The sequence below is a fragment of the Escherichia sp. KCJ4928 genome, from assembly GCF_004352695.1.
GTDB lineage: Bacteria > Pseudomonadota > Gammaproteobacteria > Enterobacterales > Enterobacteriaceae > ECMA0423.
Genome location: NZ_SJWV01000527.1, coordinates 1 through 663, shown reverse-complemented (window position 1 = coordinate 663; position 663 = coordinate 1). Strand labels below are relative to the sequence as shown.

Genomic DNA, 663 nt, shown 5'->3' with positions numbered 1-663 from the left:
ATCAATTGCTTATCATTTCACAAGATCGTTTAACTCATTAAATAAGGATCTACACGCTTTTTGCGTGTAGATTCTTATAAATTTCTGACTACGACAGATGTTTAATTTTTTAAATTATCGTCTTTATTCTCGATTTTTGTGTCTTCACCCTCAATGAATTTATCTTCTGAAGAGAGCTGTTCATCTGGAACAGGTTGTCCAGCATTCTCCACATCTTCAAGCCACAGCAGAAGACGTAATATTTCATCTATATTTTCGAAGCTAACATAATCGTAGCGACGATGGGTAGCATAAATTTTTCGTGCTAATTTTTTATCTGTGATAATTGGTATTCCGATTTCCTTTGCATATTTCCTTACGGCTAAGGCTACCTCATTAGTTTCTCTTACAGAAATCAATGGAATAGTTGAAAGATGTGGCTTAAAGTATATCCCTATTGCAATGTGAGTAGGGTTGGCAATCATCAAACGACTATTACTGACATCAGACTTCAATTGCTCAGAAAGAATTTCCTGATTCGCTCTCTGCGTTTAGACTTAATTTCTGGATTTCCTTCTTGCTCCTTGTATTCTCTTTTAACTTCTTGTTTATCCATTTTCATATCTTTCATAAATAAAAAATATTCAGCGATAAAATCAAAAATTAAGACAATTATCATACTGC

The 663-nt window shown here is 33.5% G+C and carries 1 pseudogene; it reads right to left on the bottom strand.

Annotated elements, in window-relative coordinates:
* Positions 1-101 precede the first annotated feature (101 nt).
* Positions 102-663: pseudogene (locus E0D98_RS28280) on the bottom strand (EscU/YscU/HrcU family type III secretion system export apparatus switch protein); the annotation flags it as partial.